This is a genomic window from Paenibacillus sp. 8b26 (assembly GCF_050626875.1).
Classification (GTDB): domain Bacteria; phylum Bacillota; class Bacilli; order Paenibacillales; family Paenibacillaceae; genus Paenibacillus.
Genome location: NZ_CP192445.1, coordinates 1,389,444 through 1,408,809, shown reverse-complemented (window position 1 = coordinate 1,408,809; position 19,366 = coordinate 1,389,444). Strand labels below are relative to the sequence as shown.

Genomic DNA, 19,366 nt, shown 5'->3' with positions numbered 1-19,366 from the left:
CAATGATTGAGGACGTGCGGAAAATCGGGCGGGAAACGGAAAAAGAACGGAAGTTCGCTACCAAGCTGCTGCATTTTGGCTCTGAAATTGATAGTGTTACGGGTGCGTCGAGTGTACCGATTTATCAGGCGTCCACCTTTCACCATCATGATATTTTCAATCCTCCGCTGCATGACTACAGCCGTTCTGGCAATCCGACACGGCAAGCTTTGGAGGACTACATCGCCTTACTGGAAGGTGGAGCGAGAGGTTTTGCCTTTGCATCGGGTATGGCGGCTATATCCAGTACGTTTATGCTGTTGTCCGCTGGGGACCATGTCATTGTTTCGGAGGATGTATATGGAGGGACCTACCGCCTGCTGACTTCGATTTTAAAACGGATGAATATTGAAACCACCTTCGTCGATATGACAGACATCAACCTTGTGAAAGAAGCATTGCAGGAAAATACGAAGGCTGTATATATGGAGACGCCTTCCAACCCAACCCTCAAAATCACCGATGTGGCAGGGATAACGGCTTGGGCCCAGGAGAAAGGGCTTCTGACGCTGCTGGATAACACATTCATGACACCTTATTATCAACGTCCAATTGAGCAAGGTGTTGATATCGTGTTGCACAGTGCAACCAAATTTCTCGGCGGCCACAGCGATGTATTGGCAGGTCTTGCGGTAGCACGTACGGAGTCGTTGGGCAGACAAATCAAGCAGCTTCAAAATGGACTTGGAACCGTATTGGCCCCACAGGAGTCGTGGTTGCTTATGCGCGGGATGAAGACACTGGAAGCACGTATGGCTCACAGCGAAAAGAGTGCAGCGAAGCTGGCCAATTGGCTGAACGAGCGTAGTGACATTGAGGCGGTATACTATCCGGGCCTGGAAAATCATCCGGGGCGTGCCGTACATGAAAGCCAATCCAGTGGATACGGTGCGGTTATCTCGTTTGATGTAGGCACCGGTGAGCGTGCAAAAGAGGTTCTCAATCGCATACAAATTCCGATTGTGGCGGTAAGTCTGGGAGCTGTGGAAAGTATCTTGTCGTATCCGGCGATGATGTCACATGCGGCAATGCCACACAGTGTACGTCTGGAGCGGGGAATCACGGACGGTCTGCTGCGTTTCTCCGTAGGTCTGGAGGATATTGACGATCTGATCAGTGATCTGAACGAGGCTCTTCGCTAAAACAAAACACGGCATAATAAACATAAAATCTAAAAAAGCAGCAAGCTTCTGTGTAGTGGGAAGCTTGCTGCTTTGTGTAAGCGCGACATGGCGGAGGACAATATGAACGGTGTTGCACAACCCCATTCTCCCTTTCCATGGGACAATGTACCGTAGAATTATAGCTTGTTCGTCGTATCATATCGCCTGGGTAGAAAGCAGAAAGAAACGGGAATAAGTATGGTTCCTTACCTAAAGATATGTTAGTATTATCATTAGGTTTTACTATGCTATATAGCACAGACAAATACAAAGCCAGACATGAACACATATAATACGACAGGGTTCGAACGCAGGTTTGTGAAATCATTCTCGTTCATAAGTCCTGTCTTTCATTTCGTCCCCCTGTGAAAGCGAAGGAGGATACACCATGAGTGTAATCGACCATATTTTAGATAAAGCTCTGCGCGGCGAACGCCTGAATTTAGAGGACACCGTTGCTTTGTTCGAGTCAGACGAGGTAGAAAAAATCGGCCACGCGGCGAATAAAGTGATGAACCGTATGCATCCTGATCCGATTAAAACTTTCGTCATCGGACGAAATATTAACTATACGAACGTCTGTGACGTATACTGCCGCTTTTGCGCATTTTACCGTAGACCGGGTTCAGATGAAGGTTACGTTCTACCGGATGAGGTGATCTTTCAGAAGATCAAGGAAACGCAGGAAGTAGGAGGCACTGAAATTTTGATGCAAGGTGGAGTGAATCCTAACCTGCCGTTCAGTTACTATACCGGTTTGCTCAAAGCGATCAAGGAGCGTTTTCCCGATATTACGATGCATTCCTTCTCGCCGGCTGAAATTCATAAGATGAAGGAAAAATCCGGCTTGTCCATGGAAGATACGATTCGAGCCATTCATGAAGCAGGGTTGGATTCCCTGCCAGGTGGGGGCGGAGAAATTTTAGATGACCGCACACGCCGCAAAATTAGCCGTCTCAAAGGCTCTTGGCGTGATTGGATGGACGTGATGCAGACCGCTCACAAGGTGGGTATGAACACGACGGCCACGATGGTTATCGGCTTTGGCGAGTTGATGGAGGAGCGTGCGCTGCATTTACTGCGTGTTCGTGATGCCCAGGACGAATGCATTGAAAATAAATATGATTCCGAAGGCTTCCTGGCTTTTATTCCATGGACCTTTCAACCGGATAACACAAACCTGAAAAAGGAACGCCAGACGCCGGAGGAATATTTGAAGACTGTTGCAATCAGCCGCCTTGTTCTGGATAACATCAAGCATATTCAGTCTTCGTGGGTAACCATGGGACCGGAAATCGGTAAAAAATCACTATACTACGGTTGCGACGACTTCGGCAGTACGATGATTGAGGAAAACGTCGTTTCCGCCGCAGGCGCAACGTACAAAGTCAACATCGAATCCATTTTACAGCTGATCCGCGAAACGGGTCATGTTCCGGCACAACGCAATACCCGCTATGATATTATTCGTACCTTTGACGGTGCCAGCAGTATTGAACATGATTTTATCATGCAAAATTAGGAATACTTTCGTTAATATAGCGTAATCACTGCAAAACGCTTATCTATCATTAATCCGTGTAGAGGGATTAGTGTAGGTAAGCGTTTTTGATGTGTTTATAATTATAGATTATTCTTTTTCCTCAAATGGCATTAATATAATTACAGATTCCCTAAACCGCAAATGGAGCACTATTGGAATTAATGTCTCTGATGCTATTCAAGTATTTGAACAAGGGAACGACAATGTGTGGACACATATTATTGAGTCAGCAATGAAGAACGATTATCTTAAGTATGATCAACTTCCCAACAAGGATTTTATAAAATTGTATGCAGTTAATCCAATCGAAGCCTTGTCAGTTTATTTTCTGGAGACGGTTGATGTACATAACTACTGGGAATGGAGGGCGGTAGGGGGCACAAGCTATTGAAAGGGCAGAAGATGAGTCACAAAACTATGTATCAGGGTACTAATCTCAAATTTAGACTTAAAACAGGCGTTTTTCTTCCTCTAAATAATATCTATATGGTATAATATCCCTTAACAACAGAATGGCTTAGATGGGCGGTCGGCTAGTCTCCTGCAAAGGAGGTGATGCCTGTGGAGGTTAAAGATACACTGATGTTGATGATTCAATTTGCAACGTTAGTGATCTTGATTATTTCCTTCAACAAAAAGAAATAGACCGCCCTCTCCAAAGGTAAACGGTCTATTTCGATCAACAAATCTTTGAACAGCCGCCGCCCTTATAAGCGACTGTTGCTAAAGAGTAAGGATGCTACAACATCCTTACTCTTTTTTAAGTATACATCTTAGCTATATTTTATCATATTGCCAACCAGCATGACAATGGAGTAAAGGCGTATTAAGGTAAATATACTTGGCTTTGCTATACTTCCCATCGCTTCATATACATAATCTCAGCCTGCGGGTCTGCCATTTGGATTACCGCCTTAAAGCGCTGCAAATCCAACAGATGAACGCTGTAGACGATGACTTGTTCATCTTTTTCCTCTGCCAGTTCACCTCTATTTTTGCCCTCTATCTGTGCAGGATTTCCCACAGGCGTACTGTATATACGAAGCCTGCGGTATAAGGCTTCTTCGATGGTTTGCTGATTCTTGCTGACGACACATACCATACGGTTCAGACCGGTAAACATTAATCGGGTCGTTTCATAGGCGGCAAGGCAGGATAAGGCTGAATACAGAGCTGGCTCCCAGCCTAGCACGAAGCCAGCCGTAATTAGCAGCAAACCATTACAAAGCATCACAATTTGTATCAACGGAATCTTCCGATGCGTCAGCAACAGACTGGACGGTCGGCCATCGTCAGATTGGTTCAGCCCCAGAGAATCGAGCAGACCTCCATGACGGGCCGCCAGTCCTGCGCCAAGTCCGATGCAGATCCCCCCGCCCAGAGCGCATACTACCGGGTGGCCACTCACTGCCGGGAAAGGGGACAGAATGATGGCTGAGCCTGAAAAGGCGAACAAACCGGGAAGCGCCCGAAGCAGCATGGGCTTGTGGGTCGACAGAGAATACAGTAGCATGAGCGGCAAGTTCAAAATGAATAGCAGTAATCCAAAATGCTCTTGTGTGTAAAGCGACATGAGTCTGGAGATGCCTGTGACGCCACCAGCGATCATATCATGCGGATGCAAAAACAATTCCAGACCGACGGATGCCGTAATTCCGCCAATCACCGTATAAAAGACAGGGAACCTGCTCGCATCTCCCGAAGCGGGCTTCACAAGCCGCCTCATAGAGCTTCGGCATGTTTTACAGCGTGCGGCATAGCCTTCCCTCCTATTGGATTGTCGTATCCAGCTTTTACATTTCAGTTACACCGAGTTCCTCTCTTCCTTTCGAAGGCGGGGGTCCTTGAATTTGAAAACCTTATTCATCATATTAAAAATAGGTTTTGACTGCTTTGCCAGTAATGGAGCCATAATCGCCAATATAAGTACATAGATAGCTGCAAAGGGCTGAACAATATCCAGCAAACCGCCCTCTTTGCCCAAATTAGCCATAATGATCGAGAACTCACCGCGGGCCACAATCGTCAAACCGATATTTGCCGACGCCTTGGGTGACAGAGAGACAGTGCGTCCAGCCAGCATCCCGGCCCAAATGTTACCGATTAACGTAAGAATGACTGCTGCCAGCGCAAGCCAGATCGCGTTTCCGCCCAGAGACAGTGGATCAATAGATAGTCCGAAGCTGAAGAAGAACAAAGCGCCAAAGAAATCGCGGAAAGGAACAATTAAATGCTCAATCCGTTTGGCATGTTCTGTTTCGGCCAGCACGAGTCCGATTAGTAAGGCTCCGATGGCTTCCGCCACATGAATCGTTTCTGAAAAACCTGCCACAAGAAACAGGGAACCAAAAATAACAAGTCCGAATACCTCATTGGAGCGAATACGAAGAATTCGATTTAACAGAGGGACGGCCTTCCGACCGATAATAATAACTGCGAGCATAAAGCCAAGCGCGATTAGCGCCGATAACAGCACACCCCCGAGCGAGGATGAATCGCTGAGAACCAATCCGGAGAGGATGGAAATGTAGACGGCGAGGAAGACATCCTCAAACATAATAATGCCTAAAATCATTTCAGTTTCAGCATTGGCGGTTCGCTTCAGATCGACCAACACCTTGGCAGCAATGGCGCTGGAGGAAATCGTCGTGATCCCGGCAATGACCAGTGTCTCTGCAATGGGAAAACCAGTTAGAAAGCCGAGCGCCAGTCCCAACGTAAAATTAATGCCGATATATATGGTGCCGCCCACCGCGATGGAACGGCCTGACTTAATCAAACGGCCTACCGAGAACTCCAGTCCCAGGTAGAAGAGAAGAAATAGCACCCCGATCCTTCCCATAAAATCAATAAAAGGCGCGCTTTCGATAAATCGGAAATCAAAATGCCACAGCTCCATCGCATGCGGTCCGACGGCCATTCCAATCAGGATATAAAAAGGGATGACCGATAAGCGCAGTTTGGTGGAGATAAGTCCGGCTGCGGCGATCAGAGCAATAGCCAATCCAACCTCAAATACCAGATGATCCATCCAATCACCCGCTTCCGTTCATAAGAATTTGTTTAAAGCGTTTTTGCTGATCACGTTCCCCGACCACGACCACAGTAGCATCTTCGCTAATAATCACTTCCGGGCCGGGATTTACATACTTGTTCCCTTTTTTCTCAACAATGGCAATAACCGTAGCTCCTGAATTTTGGCGTACATCCAGCTCACCGATGGACTTGCCAACACTAGCATAGTGAGGTTCCACTCTGTACCATTCAATAATAAAATCGTCGAACGTCATTTCTACGCTTTCAAGCTGCTTGGGCTTATACGTCATGCCACCAATAATGGAGGCTACCAATCGCGCTTCCTGATCACTTAGGGTCGTCATAGAAATACTTTGTTCCAAATCCTCATAATCAAAATGATACAACTCACGTCTGCCGTCATCATGAATAATAATGACAAGGCGATCGCCATTTTCCGCATCTATTCGATATTTAATCCCGATTCCTGGCAAAATAGACTCTCGAATATCCATTTGTAATGCCTCCTGTATTGTACATTTGTTTAAAATGGGTATGGGAAATAAATCACATACATTAGGTGTGACATGGAACTTTTTCTTCACATTATAAAATTACATTAATTGTAAAAAAAATGGACAGAAAACAGACTTACTTATTAAACCTATTAGGAAAAGTTTACAAAAAGACATGCAAATATGATGTGCATGTAAAAGGAGTTAAGCCACATAACTGGAGGTGAATTTAATGGGGAACAAGTAGAGTTGCTTTTTCAGCTTGTAGATGACAGGAATGAAAGGCAAGCGCAGTTTTGGAATACTCATTAGTAGCACCAACGCCACCAAAATGATAAAGGGAAGTGATTTGGCCGCAGCAATCACTAGATGAAGGACCGGAGAGGATTTACGGATGGCTGGTTTAGAGTGATGCTCCAGCCCATGGGAGTCCGTTTCCAACGAAGGAGTTTCAACAATCGGCATGAGAGAAGATCCCGCAGTAAACTGGAGGGATTGAGTAGTATCTTCCGCATGAAACGTCACAGGAAGGGACAAAATCTGAACGAGGCTCAATATGACAATCATGAGTGTACGCAGCATGTTCAGCATCGTTGACATCTAATCCCCTCCCTCTTGTGAAAAATTCATATTACTATAACCTTAACATACCCTACCCTAAATATTCAAACGTCTTCTGGTTTTGTCCTGAGTTGCAGCCATTCTTTATAACACCGAAACCTTCTCTTTGAAACCCGTTTATTCTCATTTTATGCTGTATCCTGTTTCCAGTCGTTCACTTCGTATAACCCTTTCGAGCCCGCCATATACTGTAATCAGTGATCGAAAGGAGTGAGCCAATGGAACTGTTTACAGTGTGGACCCATACAGACGGAAATCAGGAAAGCGACCGTTTTTATCAGGTGGTCAAGAGCAGAAACAAAGGACTACATATGTCACGGCGCGGATTTCGATTCACTTTCAGACAACTCGAAAACAAAGTGGCATGGACCTGCAAGGGGACAGAGAGCAATCCAGCGTTTGAAAGCTTTCTCCCCTGTGTATACAGCATCATGGCTTCCGCAATAGCGGATTATATTATCGAAGTCAAGGAATGGGGAATGCTTGATCTGATCCTCGCCAACGCCTGCTCGCTGCTGGAGAAAGAGGATACGGAGCAGATTCGCAGCATGGTACATTCTTTGTTAAAGGATGATGGCCCAAGAGGGCGTATGAAGCGTCACGGCAAACTGTCTGCTTTACTGGAAAAGGATTTTATGGAGCTGCGCGTGATAAATCTGGAAGGACTTATACAATTCAGATTGAACGCATACAAAAAAGAGCTTGAGGAAATCGTCGACTATGCCATGGAAGAATTTTGGGCGGATCGGCAGTATGAAGAATTTATGGGATTGCTCAAGTACTTTGTGTTTTTTCAGGAAAGTAAAGTTCCACTGGTACATGTGCTTCATCAGGGTGGACATGATTTTACTATCCTCGATAGCTCCATGGTGCCGATACCGACACCTGATGGAGATGACATTATTGTGGAGATGCCGGGGATTGAACTGGAAATGGAGGTCGAGGACAGAATCGTAAGCACACTTATTTCGATTTCCCCTGCTTCCATTATATTACACACAGACGACGAGCACACCCCCATTGTACGGACGCTCCTGCATATTTTTGAAGATAAAATGAAGCTTAGCAGGCTCTATCCCGGGCAGGATGTTCAAAAATAATTAAGTGCTCGTATAAACCAACGGATTTCTGGAAAACCTTTGCCTCAAGGGGAGGTTTTTTATGAGATCCATGTTGGTATGGAAACGGATTTTGGGAACCGTATTAATCGCAACCTGTCTGGTATTGCCCGGCAATGAAGTTTACGGTCACAAAGAACCGATCCAGCATAAGAAATGGCAGTCCACACCTGTTTTGGCTCCACGTGAGGAGCAGGTTATTACGACCATGACGGTCACGGCAACAGGATATACAGCAGGCTATGAATCGACTGGAAAACGGCCAAGTCATCCCGGTTACGGTATTACGTATTCCGGTGTAAAAGTGCGTCGTGACAAGAACACACTGTCCACCATTGCGGCTGATCCCAAAACGTTTCCTTTGGGCAGCATTTTGTACATTCCAGGATATGGCTACGGGATTGTAGCAGATACAGGTTCAGCAATTAAGGGCAATAAAATTGATTTGTATTTTAAAACAACCCGGCAGGTGTATTCTGAATGGGGCAAGAAAGATGTGGATGTTCAAATTATAAAAAAAGGAAACGGAAAATGTACGGAAAAGATGGTGAAATCGCTCCAAAAGGCGATAGAAACGCATAAAACCATTCCGGCCGCTACGCTGGATGATTCCATATAATTCGTGCATATTGTCCTTTCTGACTTCACATACTATGTTGCGGGATGAGCTTATCCCGCAAAACATACTGGGAGGTTGAGAATTATGCCAAATCAAGGCGGAAGTTCTTTCACGAACAAAGGCTTCAAGGCAAGCACAGGAAATCAGTTCAAAGCGGAATTTGCACAAGACAATACGGTAGGTGTCGTTTCACAAAAGGTAAAGCAGTCTGAACAAAATAAAATTCAAGACAACTTCCAGACACCAAATGAGAAGTATGATGAAGAATTTGCAACAGATCAAGGCGGTACAGGTGCAGTAGCGCAAAAAGTTCAAAACTCCAGTCGCAACAAAATTCAAAACAATGCTCAAACACCGAACGAAAAGTTCGACGAAAACTTCAACACGAAATAAAAAAGAATATACAACCGACAATGCTCCGGATTATATCCGGGGCATTTCGTTTTGAGTAAAAGTGGTTAGGTACAAATAGGTCTAAGGTTTTATCTCCTTTTTAATTGTTTTTAAGGTGGAATTAAGGTTTAAAGTGCAAAATAAAGTCAGCTAAACAACACCACCTTGAAGCATAGGGTTTGGGAGGAGATATACAATGGACGAATTTAAAAATAATAATTCTGGACGCCGGGATGACAACGATCAGGTTGGATCCGATAATACAACCCGGCAGAATGATTCAAATGGTTCCTCATATTACTATTCGTACGGTCCCTTTTCTTCAGTTCAATCAGATGGACAACGCAAGGATGGGAAGCTTGTAGAGAAGGATGTTGAGATTACGCCACCGCAGGCGGTAAGGCCACTTCCTTCTTCATACCATCGTGCCGGGGCTGAGCAACAACAAGACGGCTCGGGTCGGAACAGCGGTAACTGGCAATTTAAACAGAATAAGCCCAAGTCCCAGGTAAAGACGATTTTCCTATCTTTTTTGGCCGGGATGCTGGTTATAACGGTTTTGATGTATACAGCCGACCGCACCAATATGTTTACACCCGAGACGGCGTTAACGTCGGCGGCAGCTGAAAGCGGAGCAACGACTAGTTCGGGAACGACAGGTCAGTCTCCTAACGCAGTTCCGGCTGTGATGCCTTCCGGTACCGCAGACGTTCAATCTGTTGTGGCCAAGGCCGGTCCGGCAGTCGTTAAAATTGAAACGCTGGCCAAGCAATCCAGCAGCAGTGGCAGACAAAGCAGCCCTTATTACAATGACCCGCTGTATCAATACTTTTTCGGTAATCAGTATGGAGACAGTGGTAATAGCGGAAACAACGGTAGCAACAATGACAATGAAGGCAACAATAGCGGACAACTGACTCCGCTTGGTATTGGTTCCGGCTTTATTTTCGATAAAACGGGCTACATCCTGACGAACAATCACGTTGTTGAAGGCGCGAATGTGGTTCAGGTTACGGTAGAGGGAACCAACAAGCCGTATGAAGCCAAAGTGCTGGGCAAAAATGCAGACCTGGATTTGGCTGTGCTGAAAATTGAAGGCAAGGATAACTTCCCGACGGTAACACTAGGCAACTCCGACAATGCTAAAGTCGGTGAGTGGATGGTAGCCATCGGTAACCCTGAAGGTTTTGAGCATTCGGTAACAGCCGGAGTGCTGAGCGCAAAGGAACGTACGATTACGATTAACAGTGAATCGACGGGAAAACCGACTCAATATAAACATTTAATTCAGACCGATGCATCCATTAACCCAGGGAACTCTGGTGGCCCCTTGCTGAACCTGCAAGGACAGGTTATCGGCATGAACGTAGCTGTCAGCGCTGATGCACAGGGAATCGGGTTTGCGATTCCGTCCAATACGATTTTGGAAGTTGTGGATAAGCTGAAGACTAATCAGCCTATTCCAAAAGAACCCGTTCCTTTCATTGGCGCAAGTCTGTTGAACCTGAGCCCCGAAGTAGCCAAGGAATTGGGTACAACCCTGACCGAAGGCTCGGTTGTGCGGGATATTATCTACAAATCGCCAGCTTATCAGGCCGATCTGCGTCCTTATGATGTGATTATCGGTGCTAATGGTACTCCTTACAGCACATCACAGGAGCTGATCGATTTCATTCAAAAGCAAAAAGTAGGTACAGCACTGACGCTTAACATTGAACGGGCTGGACAGAAAAAGGATATTCAGTTAAAAGTGGGTAACAAAAACGACTTTAGCTCGACTCTCCAACAGTAATCGAATTATTCTGTAAAAGTGAAAATGTGAAAAGAAACGGAAGGAAGTTGCCTTCCGTTTCTTGCTGTATGCGGCGGCAAGATGCTACACGCGTCTACTCCTGCTACAATAGAGTGAAAAGAAGATAATAAAGGAGCTCGATGGTGTATGCGTTCTACCATTTTGATTATTGATGACGATGAAAAAATTGTGTCCATGCTGCGCAGAGGGCTGGCCTTCGAAGGCTACGAAGTGCTGACGGCTGCCAACGGCGCAGAGGGATTGAATAAAATGCTTACAGCAGAGCCTGATGTTGTCGTGCTGGATGTGATGATGCCGCAACTGGATGGTTTCGAGGTATGCCGTCGTATGCGAGAGGGAGGAAGTACGGTCCCCGTTCTGATGCTTACAGCCAAGGATGAGGTAGAGAACCGGGTCAAGGGATTGGATCTGGGTGCCGACGATTATCTCGTCAAGCCGTTTGCTCTTGAGGAACTACTGGCCCGTGTGCGGGCGCTTCTGCGTCGTAAAACCGAGCAGCAGGACAATAACGGACATCGACTGACCTTCGAGGATTTACAGTTGGATAACGAATCGCGTGAAGTGATACGTGGGGGCAAGCGACTAGAGCTGACGGCAAAAGAATTCGAACTGCTCCACCTGTTTATGCAAAACCCGAAGCGTGTGCTGTCGCGTGATCTGATTATGGACAAAATTTGGGGCTATGACTACAGCGGAGAGTCGAACGTGCTGGAGGTGTATATTGCCATGCTCCGACAAAAAACGGAGCAGGATGGCGGCAAACGGCTCATTCGTACGATTCGGGGAGCGGGTTATATTTTAAGAGGTGATGTGTAATTATGTCCATTCGTTGGCGACTGACAGCTTGGTATTCCAGCATCTTGGCTATAGTGCTTGTTATGTTTGGATTGGCTATTTACGGACTGGTATATTATTACACATATAATGAAGTGAAAAGTCAGCTTATGAACCAGACGCCACGGATTAACAAGCAGCTACTGCTTACTGTCAAAGGAGGACTGTTTGAAGTCCCCAATCTCGATCTAGGCTTGGTGCAGGGTCGTGGAATTGATGAATCACAGCTATATGTACAAATTTACAATTATACGTCCGGAGTGACCAAGACAACGCAAAATATGAAGAATCTAGACATCACTTTCCCGGTTCCGTCCACAGCTGCTGGAGCTGTTCAAAATGAAGGAATTCGACGTGTGAGTGTGGATGGCGATCCCTTTATGATTTATCAGCAACCGATCAAATCCGAGGAACTTGGATTAGTGGTTGGACTGTTACAGGTGGGACAATTTACAGGCTCTCAGGATCGGCTGATGAACAGACTGCAAAATGTGCTCGTATACGGTTCGTTGTTTGCCTTGCTCGCTGCTGCAACCTCGGGTCTCTTTCTGGCTCGTAAATCCATGAAGCCGCTAGTGAAGGTGATTGAAGGGGCTAACCAAATTCAGTCCAGTAATGATTTGAGTGTCCGCATTGAATATGATGGACCGCCAGATGAAATTGGGCAACTGATCGCGACGGTTAACAAGATGCTGGGGCGTACGGAGGTTTTTTATAAGGAGCTGGAGGATGCTTATGGAGCCCAGCGTCGCTTTGTAGCCGATGCTTCTCATGAATTGCGTACACCGCTTACGACAATCAGGGGTAACGTTGATTTTTTGCTTAAAATGTGGACTACAGAGCCGGGAGACCGCCCCAATATGGATGAAGCGATGATTCGTGAACTCTCCATAGAGGCCCTAAGTGATATGGCGGATGAAGGCAAACGAATGAGCCGTCTGGTTGGTGATATGCTATCGCTTGCCAGAGCAGATACAGGAAAAACATTCGAGAAGGCCCCGGTGGCGCTGGAGCCACTCGTAAGTGAGGTTGCCCGGCGTGCTCAATTTTTGGAGCGAACCTCCGAATGGAATGTGGGCGACTTCTCGATACTGAATGGCGTTTATATGGATGGCAGCAAGGATTATTTGCAGCAAATGCTGTTTATTTTCATAGACAATGCGTTCAAATATACACCCGAAGGTACGGTCCGGTTTGATGCTATTGTCTATCAGGGACAGGTAGGTCTGCGAATTAGTGATACAGGCATCGGGATGGACAAGAGTGAGGTTCCCTTTATTTTTGATCGCTTCTATCGGGCGGATGAGTCACGCGGGGTGACAGAGGGAATTGGCTTGGGTTTGTCCATTGCCAAGTGGATAATAGATGAACATCACGGGTCCGTGGAAGTGGTTACACGCCAAGGTGAAGGGACGACATTTATTATCTGGCTTCCGGTCAGCTTTTCCGCGCCTCTGGAATAGGCTATAATAGGAAGGCAACTACATCATAGAATTGGCCGGTAAAGGCTTGGATGCCGCAGCTACCCAGTTTTTGGAGCTGTCTACTGTGTCAAAGAAAGCGGGTGCTATTTTTGGAAGTGCTCAGAATTTCGCCCCGGGGTTACTGCTACGGCGTAGTCGATGCCATGGTATTGGCTCGTCAGGCGGCCAGAAACTTGGACTTACCTCGGCCTATTTATATACTAGGCATGATTGTGCATAATAGTCATGTCACAAATTCCTTCGAGGATGAAGGAATTATTACACTGGACGGCCCTAACCGCATGGAGATTTTAAGCCAGGTGGAGAGTGGTACCGTTATTTTCACCGCCCACGGTGTATCCCCTGAGGTTCGCAAGCTGGCTCGCGATAAGAGGCTGACTACGGTTGATGCAACCTGCCCGGATGTGACGAAGACCCATGATCTGATTCGGGAGAAGTCTGCCGAAGGCTATCAGATTGTTTATATTGGCAAAAAGAATCATCCAGAGCCGGAGGGAGCTATCGGTATTGCTCCTGACCATGTTCATCTGATTGAAAAGGAAGAAGAGATCGACAGTCTTACGTTACCAGCTGGCAAAATCCTTATCACGAATCAGACGACCATGAGTCAATGGGACATTAAGCACATTATGAAGAAGCTGCTGGAGAAGTTCCCAGGTGCTGAGATACACAATGAAATCTGTTTGGCGACGCAGGTACGTCAGGAAGCGGTAGCTGAGCAGGCTGGACAGGCGGATCTGGTGATCGTTGTCGGTGATCCGCGCAGTAACAATTCAAACCGATTGGCCCAGGTTTCGGAGGAAATTGCTGGTACAACAGCTTATCGTATTTCTGATGTGACCGAGCTGAAGAGGGAGTGGCTTGAGGGCGTAGCTAAAGTGGCTGTGACTTCTGGGGCTTCCACGCCGACACTGATTACCAAAGAGGTTATTACGTATTTGGAGCAGTATGATGCGGCTAACCCGGATACATGGGAGATTCAGCGGACGATTGATATGAAGAAGCTGCTGCCCCCTGTGCGTGAAAAGTCAAAAACGGCTAAATAATTTGTAACAGATCATAGCTGCTATTCGGGAAGGGACTCCCGGATAGCAGCTTTTTTGAATTGGACGATAGACCCACCCGGACTAAATCGGCATCACGAGGATCGAAATTGCAGGCCAGTATTCAGGATAATTAAGTCTTGACGAGTACAGGTAAAACAGGTATATTTACTTTAACGAATAAAAGCTTAAAAGCGAACAAGCGTTTAAGTGTCATAATATTATTTATACATGATCCATAAAATATGTTTAATAGAGAGGAAGAAAAATATGATCGTTATCGCTGGTGTCCAAACACCTGAAGAACATATCCAGGCTATTGTTGCAGTTATTGAAAAAGAAGGTTTGCAGGCTCACGTTTCCCATGGATCGGATCGTACAATTATCGGGCTGATCGGCAGTGTAGAGCCCAAGCTGGCTGAACACCTGCGCCAAATGAAGGGCGTAGAGAATGTAGTCAAAATATCAAAGTCCTACAAATTGGCGAGCCGTGATTTTCATCCCGAAAATACCGTTATCTCTATCAAAGGTGTGAATATCGGCGGAGGCGAGCTTGTAATTATGGGTGGACCATGTGCTGTTGAGTCTGCTGCGCAGATCGACGAAATTGCTGCACTGGTTAAAGCTGCGGGCGCGCAAGTTCTCCGTGGAGGTGCTTTTAAGCCGCGTACGGGTCCTTACAGCTTCCAGGGAACAGGTGTAGAAGGTTTGATCATGATGGCCGAGGCGGGCAAAAAGCATGACCTCCTGACCATTACAGAGGTTATGACACCCGAATACGTGGATATCTGTGCAGAATATGCGGATATTTTACAAGTAGGTACACGTAACATGCAAAACTTTGATCTATTGCGCAAGCTGGGAACCTGCGGGAAGCCAGTGCTGCTCAAGCGTGGTTTCAGTTCGACTTACGATGAGTTCCTGAATGCTGCCGAGTATATTTTAGCGGGCGGTAACCCGAATGTTATGCTGTGTGAGCGCGGAATCCGTACATTTGAAACTTACACCAGAAATACGCTCGACTTGTCAGCTATTCCTGTTCTGCAACAACTGAGCCATTTGCCGGTTATTTCGGACCCGAGCCATGGCACAGGGCGTCGTGAGCTGGTTGTTCCTATGACGAAGGCTTCGGTAGCTGCAGGAGCAGATGGACTGATTATTGAAATGCACACAGATCCCGACAATTCGATGACGGGCGATGGTGTACAATCCTTGTTCCCAGATCAATTTTCAGATTTGCTGAAAGATTTGGAATTACTGGCTCCAGCTGTAGGAAAAACATTTCATACGCCTAGTACCATTTCTTAAAACCAATACTTAACATTAATGCATAAAAGTTTTGCCGCAACGCAGTAATTCGATTAAAATTGCCCCAAAAGCCCGGTGTTTCGGGCTTTTTGTGCTATTCAAATGTTATCAAGAACGTAAGCATAGCTAACATTAGTTTAAAAAATACCTTACATAGCTATTGACCCGTGTCATGTTTGAGATTTATAATGACGACAGAAAAAAACATTCGATCATGAACATTTCAGGGTTGTATAAGACTTAATGTTCGGAAAATTGGGAGGAAGAAGACATGTCCGTTGAGAATGTATTGAAAACAATTCAGGAAAATAATATTGAGTGGGTAGATTTTCGCTTTGTAGATTTGTCCGGCCGTGCTCACCATATTTCGTTGCCAGCTTCCGAAGTAGATGAAGAAACATTTGTTAACGGTGTTGCTTTCGACGGTTCTTCCATTCCCGGCTATCGTGGCATCGAGGAATCCGACATGGTTATGCTGCCCGATCCGGAAGCGGTTTTCATCGACCCTTTCACTCAGCATCCCACACTGAATATTCTGTGTGATATTGCTACGCCAGACGGCGAAAAATACGACCGCGATCCTCGCGGCATTGCAAGAAAAGCAGAAGAATTCCTGAAAACTGCTGGTGTAGGTACGAAAGTTAACTTTGCACCTGAATCTGAATTTTTCATCTTTGACGAGGTGCGCTATGAAACCAGTATGAACAGCTCCTCCTTTTTCGTGGATTCCGAAGAAGCTGCTTGGAACACCAATCGCAAGGAAGAGGGCGGAAATCTGGGCTTTAAAGTGGGAGTGAAGGGCGGATATGTGCCTGTAGCGCCAGTAGACACCCAACAAGACATCCGTAGTGAAATGTGCCGTTTGCTTGAAGAAGCAGGTCTGAGAATTGAGCGCCATCACCATGAGGTTGCTACGGCAGGTCAGGCGGAAATTAACTTCCGTTTTGATACACTCAAGAAAACAGCTGATAATCTGCTTGTTTATAAATACATTGTACACAACACAGCTCGTCAATACGGTAAAGTGGCAACATTTATGCCAAAACCACTCTTTGGAGACAACGGAAGCGGTATGCACGTTCACCAATCCATTTTCGATGGAGACACTCCTTTGTTCTACGAAAAAGGTGCTTACGCTAACCTGAGCGAACTGGCCCTTCATTACATTGGCGGTATCCTGTACCATGCACCAGCGCTGATCGCTTTGACGAACCCAAGTACGAACTCGTTCAAGCGTCTCGTTCCAGGCTATGAAGCTCCAGTTAACCTGGTATTCTCCAAAGGTAACCGTTCTGCGGCTGTCCGTATTCCAGTAGCGGCTGTTACGCCTAAAGGCTGTCGGATCGAGTTCCGTACACCGGACTCCACAGCTAACCCTTACCTGGCCTTCTCTGCAATGCTGATGGCGGGTCTGGATGGCATCAAGCGCAAACTGAACCCGATCGAATTGGGATATGGTCCACTTGATACGAACATCTATGAGCTGTCCGATGCTGAAATAGGTAAAATCCGTAGTGTTCCTGCTTCGCTAGATGAGGCTCTGGACGCTCTGGAAGCCGACTACGAGTTCTTGACAGAAGGTGACGTATTTACGAAGGACTTTATTGATAACTATGTAGAGCTCAAGCGTTCTGAAGCTAAATCGGTTAACATCCGTGTTCATCCGCACGAATACAGCCTGTATTTCGACTGCTAATAGTAGTTAATAAATGAGCAGCATGGTTACCTTGAAACATTAACTAACAAAACAAGCAGCATAGCTGCCTTGAACATTAACCATTAGCCTATGGTAACGGTTGATGTTCAAGATAGGTCTCCGGTTTTTAAGCCGGGGACCTTTTAAAATTAGATACCACAAAATTAAGATGTTAAATATACTTACATTCACATCTTTGTCACATCATAAATGAAATCGGAAACATTTTTTAACAAGTCTTGAACGCTCTTATGAATACTGCTATCATAGCGATAATATCCGCACCAGAGTAGAGAAGGGATGGGAATTTGTTGAGTAAGAGAGCCTATAATTTTAATGCAGGACCAGCGGCATTGCCGCTCAAAGTGCTGGAACGTGTACAAGCTGAATTCGTAGATTTTCAGGGAACAGGTATGTCCATTATGGAAATGTCTCACCGTGGAGCTGTGTATGAATCTGTTCATAATGAAGCGCAGGAACGTCTGTTATCTCTGCTAGGCAATCCAGAAGGCTACAAGGTGTTATTTCTCCAAGGAGGCGCCAGTACGCAATTTGCTATGCTGCCCTTAAATTTCTTGGGCGAAGGACAGACAGGAAGCTATATCATGACAGGTAGCTGGTCGGACAAGGCTTATAAAGAAGCCAAGCTTGTGGGCAAAGCTCATATTGCTGCGTCTTCCGCTGATGAGAAGTATATGCGTCTTCCGAATGTGGATTCTTTGGACTTGCCTGACAATACTGCTTATGTGCATATTACGTCCAACGAGACGATTGAAGGTACACAGTTCAAGCAATTCCCGGATACCGGTTCTGTGCCATTGATTGTGGACATGTCCAGTGATATTTTTTGCAAGCCGTTTGATGCTACTCAATTCGGACTGATCTATGCTGGAGCACAAAAAAATCTGGGTCCTTCCGGCGTAACGGTCGTGATCGCCCGTGAAGAACTGTTAACATCTTCACCGGACAACGTTCCTACGATGCTGCGTTATAGCACTTATCAAAAAAATAACTCTCTCTACAATACACCTCCATCCTTTGCTATATACATGGTGAATGAGGTACTGAAATGGATTCAGGAAGAAGGCGGCCTGGAAGGTATTGAACGTATCAACCAGCAGAAAGCTGCTTTGCTCTACGACCGTATTGACGGCAGCGAAGGCTTCTACCGTGGTTGTGTAGACGTCGCTGACCGTTCCATTATGAATGTGACCTTCCGCCTCGCAAATGAGGACTTGGAAAAGCAATTTATTAAGGAATCCGAGCAGGCCGGTTTCGTCGGTCTGAAGGGACATCGCAGTGTAGGAGGGCTTCGCGCTTCGATCTACAATGCTGTTCCGCTGGAGAACTGTCAAGCGTTGGCCGAGTTTATGGATAGCTTTAAGCAGCGTCATAGCTGATTGTAACGAACATATATTTCGATACACGAATGTTGGAAATCAAAAAAAACAAAGTAAAGCCTTCCCTGAATGTGTATAGGGGAAGGCTTTTAGTGGTGAGGAGCGATAATTTTTCTCATTTGATGTTCATATCCCGCCGATTTTGTTAAAATAATAGAATGTGTAAATTTTTTCAGTTCAAACATGAAGGGAACGAAACGTGATGCCATTACATATTGTGCTTGTTGAGCCGGAAATCCCGGCTAACACAGGGAATATTGCCAGAACGTGTGCTGCTACCGGAACACATCTGCATCTGGTAAAGCCGCTGGGCTTTCGTACCGACGATGCCACGTTAAAACGGGCTGGACTTGATTACTGGTATGCGGTCCACATTGAATACCATGAATCTTTTGCTGAGGTGCAGGAGAAGTACCAGGAAGGTCGCTTTTTTTATGCCACCACGAAAGCAAATCAGCGTTATAGTGATATTGCATTTCAGGATGGAGACTTTCTGGTATTTGGCAAAGAAACGAAAGGGCTGCCTCCCGAGCTTCTGGCGGCTAATCCGGATACATGCATCAAGATGCCTATGTCAGATAAAGTAAGATCGCTGAATTTGTCGAATTCCGCTGCGATTATCGTATATGAAGCGTTGCGGCAAATGGATTTTCCGGGTTTATCATGAATAATATCAAGTGAGCAAGCATAACTACGAATAAAGAACCAGGACCTTAGTTGCTAATCAAGCCTCGCGAATCTGTGTTCAAACGATCCCGAACG

18 protein-coding genes are annotated in these 19,366 nt (G+C 45.9%); 14 read left to right on the top strand and 4 right to left on the bottom strand.

Translation table 11 applies throughout. The features are described 5' to 3' along the window. The first annotated feature begins 2 nt into the window (after window positions 1-2). The 3 genes from ACQ4MX_RS06180 to ACQ4MX_RS06170 all read left to right on the top strand — a co-directional run bounded on the left by ACQ4MX_RS06180 (window position 3) and on the right by ACQ4MX_RS06170 (window position 3,390). A complete protein-coding gene (locus tag ACQ4MX_RS06180; protein WP_431089784.1) occupies window positions 3-1,181 on the top strand; it encodes a trans-sulfuration enzyme family protein in 1,179 nt (392 codons plus the stop codon). Window positions 1,182-1,590: 409 nt separating this feature from the next. After that, a complete protein-coding gene (gene mqnC, locus ACQ4MX_RS06175; protein ID WP_431089783.1) occupies window positions 1,591-2,724 on the top strand; it encodes a cyclic dehypoxanthinyl futalosine synthase in 1,134 nt (377 codons plus the stop codon). Between the two features lie 576 nt (window positions 2,725-3,300). Further along, window positions 3,301-3,390 carry a putative holin-like toxin gene (locus ACQ4MX_RS06170; RefSeq protein ID WP_007429455.1) on the top strand — a complete coding sequence of 30 codons (90 nt, stop codon included), beginning with the start codon at window positions 3,301-3,303 and terminating at the stop codon, window positions 3,388-3,390. Between the two features lie 205 nt (window positions 3,391-3,595). Here the strand turns inward: ACQ4MX_RS06170 and ACQ4MX_RS06165 are convergent, their stop codons facing one another. The 4 genes from ACQ4MX_RS06165 to ACQ4MX_RS06150 all read right to left on the bottom strand — a co-directional run bounded on the left by ACQ4MX_RS06165 (window position 3,596) and on the right by ACQ4MX_RS06150 (window position 6,875). Then, window positions 3,596-4,459, bottom strand: a complete 864-nt coding sequence (locus ACQ4MX_RS06165) for a YitT family protein (protein ID WP_431089782.1) — start codon at window positions 4,457-4,459, stop codon at window positions 3,596-3,598. A gap of 90 nt (window positions 4,460-4,549) precedes the next feature. Beyond that, window positions 4,550-5,776: a cation:proton antiporter gene (locus tag ACQ4MX_RS06160; RefSeq protein ID WP_044647429.1), complete on the bottom strand. Its 1,227-nt coding sequence runs from the start codon at window positions 5,774-5,776 to the stop codon at window positions 4,550-4,552. A 4-nt stretch (window positions 5,777-5,780) separates the two neighbouring features. Then, the gene (locus ACQ4MX_RS06155) at window positions 5,781-6,275 is read right to left on the bottom strand and encodes a cation:proton antiporter regulatory subunit (RefSeq protein ID WP_134910545.1); all 495 of its coding nucleotides are present in this window, start codon (window positions 6,273-6,275) and stop codon (window positions 5,781-5,783) included. A 204-nt stretch (window positions 6,276-6,479) separates the two neighbouring features. Continuing rightward, window positions 6,480-6,875: a hypothetical protein gene (locus tag ACQ4MX_RS06150; protein ID WP_431089781.1), complete on the bottom strand. Its 396-nt coding sequence runs from the start codon at window positions 6,873-6,875 to the stop codon at window positions 6,480-6,482. Between the two features lie 239 nt (window positions 6,876-7,114). Between ACQ4MX_RS06150 and ACQ4MX_RS06145 the strand changes: the two genes are divergently transcribed. The 11 genes from ACQ4MX_RS06145 (at window position 7,115) to trmL (ending at window position 19,271) form a co-directional block, all read left to right on the top strand. Continuing rightward, window positions 7,115-7,996: a putative sporulation protein YtxC gene (locus ACQ4MX_RS06145; RefSeq protein ID WP_192511479.1), complete on the top strand. Its 882-nt coding sequence runs from the start codon at window positions 7,115-7,117 to the stop codon at window positions 7,994-7,996. 61 nt (window positions 7,997-8,057) lie between these two features. Then, on the top strand, window positions 8,058-8,633 hold the full coding sequence (locus ACQ4MX_RS06140) for a 3D domain-containing protein (protein WP_431089780.1): 576 nt from the start codon (window positions 8,058-8,060) through the stop codon (window positions 8,631-8,633). An 84-nt stretch (window positions 8,634-8,717) separates the two neighbouring features. After that, window positions 8,718-9,026 (top strand): hypothetical protein, encoded by a 309-nt coding sequence (locus ACQ4MX_RS06135; protein ID WP_069291489.1) that lies wholly within the window; start codon window positions 8,718-8,720, stop codon window positions 9,024-9,026. A 196-nt stretch (window positions 9,027-9,222) separates the two neighbouring features. Continuing rightward, window positions 9,223-10,818 carry a S1C family serine protease gene (locus ACQ4MX_RS06130; protein ID WP_431089779.1) on the top strand — a complete coding sequence of 532 codons (1,596 nt, stop codon included), beginning with the start codon at window positions 9,223-9,225 and terminating at the stop codon, window positions 10,816-10,818. 147 nt (window positions 10,819-10,965) lie between these two features. Then, complete coding sequence (locus ACQ4MX_RS06125; RefSeq protein WP_431089778.1) at window positions 10,966-11,655, top strand: response regulator transcription factor; 690 nt, start codon at window positions 10,966-10,968, stop codon at window positions 11,653-11,655. 2 nt (window positions 11,656-11,657) lie between these two features. Beyond that, the gene (locus tag ACQ4MX_RS06120; protein ID WP_431089777.1) at window positions 11,658-13,136 is read left to right on the top strand and encodes a sensor histidine kinase; all 1,479 of its coding nucleotides are present in this window, start codon (window positions 11,658-11,660) and stop codon (window positions 13,134-13,136) included. 110 nt (window positions 13,137-13,246) lie between these two features. Beyond that, the gene (locus tag ACQ4MX_RS06115) at window positions 13,247-14,203 is read left to right on the top strand and encodes a 4-hydroxy-3-methylbut-2-enyl diphosphate reductase (RefSeq protein ID WP_431089776.1); all 957 of its coding nucleotides are present in this window, start codon (window positions 13,247-13,249) and stop codon (window positions 14,201-14,203) included. 267 nt (window positions 14,204-14,470) lie between these two features. Continuing rightward, the gene (gene aroF, locus ACQ4MX_RS06110; RefSeq protein WP_025682268.1) at window positions 14,471-15,508 is read left to right on the top strand and encodes a 3-deoxy-7-phosphoheptulonate synthase; all 1,038 of its coding nucleotides are present in this window, start codon (window positions 14,471-14,473) and stop codon (window positions 15,506-15,508) included. A 271-nt stretch (window positions 15,509-15,779) separates the two neighbouring features. Continuing rightward, window positions 15,780-17,204: a type I glutamate--ammonia ligase gene (glnA, locus tag ACQ4MX_RS06105; protein ID WP_134910540.1), complete on the top strand. Its 1,425-nt coding sequence runs from the start codon at window positions 15,780-15,782 to the stop codon at window positions 17,202-17,204. A gap of 308 nt (window positions 17,205-17,512) precedes the next feature. Continuing rightward, complete coding sequence (gene serC / locus ACQ4MX_RS06100; protein WP_149095307.1) at window positions 17,513-18,604, top strand: 3-phosphoserine/phosphohydroxythreonine transaminase; 1,092 nt, start codon at window positions 17,513-17,515, stop codon at window positions 18,602-18,604. A gap of 202 nt (window positions 18,605-18,806) precedes the next feature. Beyond that, window positions 18,807-19,271, top strand: coding sequence for a tRNA (uridine(34)/cytosine(34)/5-carboxymethylaminomethyluridine(34)-2'-O)-methyltransferase TrmL (gene trmL, locus ACQ4MX_RS06095; RefSeq protein ID WP_103048232.1), 465 nt, complete (start codon window positions 18,807-18,809; stop codon window positions 19,269-19,271). Window positions 19,272-19,366: the final 95 nt, after the last annotated feature.